At 36.6% G+C, this 3,618-nt stretch carries 4 protein-coding genes; all 4 read right to left on the bottom strand.

What is annotated here, in order from left to right:
- Nucleotides 1-52: 52 nt before the first annotated feature.
- Entirely contained in the window at nt 53-502 is a 450-nt protein-coding gene (locus FD31_RS13640; RefSeq protein WP_057893312.1) for a PTS sugar transporter subunit IIA, read from the bottom strand.
- A gap of 124 nt (nt 503-626) precedes the next feature.
- Nucleotides 627-1,418, bottom strand: a complete 792-nt coding sequence (locus tag FD31_RS13635; RefSeq protein WP_235805377.1) for an ElyC/SanA/YdcF family protein — start codon at nt 1,416-1,418, stop codon at nt 627-629.
- Entirely contained in the window at nt 1,411-2,064 is a 654-nt protein-coding gene (locus FD31_RS13630) for an HAD hydrolase-like protein (protein WP_057893311.1), read from the bottom strand. The genes FD31_RS13635 and FD31_RS13630 overlap by 8 nt, the downstream gene beginning before the upstream one ends.
- A gap of 204 nt (nt 2,065-2,268) precedes the next feature.
- On the bottom strand, nt 2,269-3,447 hold the full coding sequence (locus FD31_RS13625; RefSeq protein ID WP_057893310.1) for a CynX/NimT family MFS transporter: 1,179 nt from the start codon (nt 3,445-3,447) through the stop codon (nt 2,269-2,271).
- Between the last annotated feature and the right edge of the window lie 171 nt (nt 3,448-3,618).

Here is a 3,618-nt window from a genome sequence, read left to right as displayed (position 1 = left end):
TTGTTCCTGGAGGCGGCATAATTAACAAGTGCAACGCGATTTAATAATAATTTTAGTCAGTGAATGATTGATTTAGCTTGTTTAAATCGCTGTTGTTAAATTTAATATCGTCTAATTGTTCTGACTTATCTTGCATAATATTAGTGATTTTTTCAGTCACAGCATTAACAGTATCTTGATCGGAATCAGCTGGGAACATACCAACGATTAGGTAGTCGATTGGTGTCTTGTCATTGCCCCAAGCAACAGGGTTCTTGAAAGTCATCATCATTGTGTGAACACGGCTCTTTTTCTCGTTAGTGGCATACATGAAGACAGCACGGTCAGCGATGATAGTGTTACCAGCGGCAGCACTGGCAAAAATACTACTTTGAATATTTTGTTCGTCGACATTGAATTCGTCGGCAGTTTTTTTAGCAGCTAGTTTCAAAGCACTCAATTGGTTATTATCTTGTAATTCGATATTTGCGGTTGTGTGGTTCTTTCTAAAAATTTTAAACATAATGGATATCTCCCTTGCATTTTTTATAAATTCAATGAAGTGGTTCGACATGTCTTAACTTCTCTACACAAAGTATGATATTCTATCGAACCCGTTTCATAGCAAGGAGGAAGTTCAAATTATTTTAAGAAAAATACAGATTATTGCTTGGACGGTTGATCTGTGGGTATTTTGCAGTCAAAAATTGATATGAATTTTCGACATCTTTCGGAATATCAACGTGACTAATGTAATTTTTGCCCATTGGACCATAACCATTTTTGTCATCAGTTAAGCGAGGAATCTCACCCATTAATAATTTCATATATCGTTCGGGAGTCCACATTCCAGGGATATCTTTGGTAAAAGTTACCTGCTGATTTTTCAAAATTAATTGATTTTGGTATGTGGCAAAATTAATGATCTGGATATTTGAAGTAACGTATTTGGCTAGACAGGCTGACATTCTTTTTTGCATCGTCGCATCCTGAGCTAAAATAATTGATTGAAAATTAATATTCTTCTTTTGAAGTAAATCTAACAAGTACGTGATGTTATTGCCACAATTGGTTGATTTAGTTTCTAAGTAATCAACTGTTAAATCGAATCGTTTCTTTAGTAGTGCTGCAAAAATTTCAGCTTCTTGCATTTTAGTTGCAGGAATATCTGGATATTGTTCCATAACGGTTCGTTGTAGCGTTGCAGTTGTATGACCAAAACCACCGACAATGACATATTTTTTGGCAACTTGGTGTCGTAGCGCTGTGGCTAAAATGTCAACGCCATAGAGAATACTGCCACCAAATAAAACGAAGACATCTGCTTGCTTGGAACCATATTCTCGATGTAGGGCATTAGCTGTCAGTTCAGAGATATCGCGTTTTCCACAGAATTTCCCCAAGGTGTTGAAATGTTCCAGATCAATTGAGCTAATCAAACTCTTTTACCCCGGTAGGAATATCGGAAACATGTTCAACAATGTGTTCAGCACCTGAATTGGCTAATTCTTCATAGTCACCAAAGCCATAAGTTACACCAAGAGTATGGACGTTATTTTGGACGCCGCCTTCCATATCGGTCATTCGATCACCAATCATAACGGATTCAGTTGCAGAAACACCGGCATCGTCCATGCCATAGCGTAGAATGGCTTTTTTAGTGTTGCGAGTAGTCTCGTCATCAGAAGCACCATAAATGCCTGAGAAGTACTTATCAAGGCCGAGGTGAGGAACAAGAATCTTAACGAGTGATTCAGGTTTTACGGAAGAAACATAAAGTTTATAACCGGCTGCTTGTAATTTAGCTAAGGTTTCTTCCATGTTGTCATAGAGTTTTAGTTGATAAACACCTTTAGTGTTGTAAAAAGATTGATAAGATTTGATTGCTTCGGGATAACGTGATTGTGGAAAATCGGGGTAGTATTTTTGGATACTTTCAGTGATAGCTGGACCGATAAATTTTTGGTAAGTTTCAACACCCAAGTTTTTCATGTTTAGTTCTTTCGCCATATATTCAAGTGCGTTGACGATACCCTCTTGGGTATTTGCAATGGTTCCGTCAAAGTCAAAAAACAAATTTTTCATCTTAGTAGTCTCCTTATATAGAATGTAACCGTTTCATTATAAAATTGATTTGAAGATAACACAAAAAGAGTGCGACAAGACANTGCGACAAGACATGGTCAGCTTTCGAACATTAAGACAAATAAAAAACGAGCAACCCTATTTTGGATTGCTCATTTATGTTGCCATATTAAAAACCAAAATAGTTATGTCACAAACTATGGATTATTCTTCAATAGGTTTATGACGAGCTACAAGTAAACCTGATAATGCCAATAAGGTTGATAAAACAACCAAAATTAAAATGATCAAGTTCCACGAGTTGACCGAATTTTCAATAAAACCGAATAGAACGGGTCCAATTGCGGCAAGTAAATAACCAGCTGATTGAGCCATTCCTGATACTTCGGCTGTTTGGTATGGATTAGTTGTCTTTTCGGTAAAGAAGATGACAGCCATGTTGAAAGCAAGTCCAGAGCCAAAGCCGGTTACAATGGTAACGATTGTTAAGAAAACTGCATTACTAGTTGAGAATAAATAGCCTAATGGTGCAATTGCATAGCCGATAAAGAGCATGATCAATAATTTCCTCATACCGTTTTTTCTGACAGATAAGAATGGCACGATGAATGAGCATGGTAAGCCGCTCAATTGTAAAAGCGTTAATAAGTTACTGGCAAAAATACTATTGAGACCATGGCTTTGTAAAATTGATGGCAACCAAGTAACAAATGAATAATAGACAATCGATTGTAAGCCGAAGAAAGCCGTAATTAACCAGCCGAGATTTTGATTCCAAACGCTGCGATAATTTTTTTGAGTGTTATCATTCGTTGTTTGACGATGATTGTAGCGCAAGTTGGGAATCCAAAAGACTAAGGCGACAATTGCAACAACGGAAAGAATTGCTAAAGTCGTTTGGAGACTAACTTTGGTAATTAAAATACCAGATAGCGCTGTCCCAATAGCACCAATCAAAAGCATCGACATGGTGTAAAGACTAGTACCCAAAGGGATTTGCTTAGGCAGGTGATCTTTTATCAAAGCAGGAACCAATACATTTCCACTATCAATTCCGACACCGGCTAAAAAGGTCCCCAACATTAAAGCCCAGACAGTCGGAATAATTCGTAAATAACTACCAGCGATTAAAAGAATAAAGAAAACAAAAATCGTTAATTCGTTACCAAGTTTTTTTGCAACTTTGACGATAACTGGTGAAAGAATAGCAAAAGTAATTAGGGGAATCGATGTAATCAAACCAGCCAAGGATTTGGGAATACCTAGATCCTTTTCAATCGTACTCAATAGTGGTGGAATGATTGTGATTGGCAGACGCAAGTTAGCAGCAACAAGCATCATACTCAGTAGAAACCATTTTTTATTTAGTTTTGATGACTGCATTTTTCCCTCCTATAAGTGAACACAATATTACAATTGTAAACCCAAAGACTATCATGAACAAAAATAATTAAAAATGCCACCCTTGGGAGCAAAAAAAGAAGCTTAATAAATTTAAAATTATTAGCTTCTTTTTATCTGTTTATTATCATCGCAAATTGCAAGAACAAGTTA

This window comes from Companilactobacillus nantensis DSM 16982 (genome assembly GCF_001435815.1).
GTDB classification, from domain to species: Bacteria; Bacillota; Bacilli; order Lactobacillales; family Lactobacillaceae; genus Companilactobacillus; species Companilactobacillus nantensis.
Note: the sequence above shows the minus strand (reverse complement) of the source record. Positions and strands in the feature narration are given on the sequence as shown.

Coding starts and splice junctions, on each gene's coding strand:
- FD31_RS13640 (WP_057893312.1), bottom strand. CDS start 502: ATGTTTAAAATTTTTAGAAAGAACCACACAACCGCAAATATCGAATTA.
- FD31_RS13630 (WP_057893311.1), bottom strand. CDS start 2,064: ATGAAAAATTTGTTTTTTGACTTTGACGGAACCATTGCAAATACCCAA.
- FD31_RS13625 (WP_057893310.1), bottom strand. CDS start 3,447: ATGCAGTCATCAAAACTAAATAAAAAATGGTTTCTACTGAGTATGATG.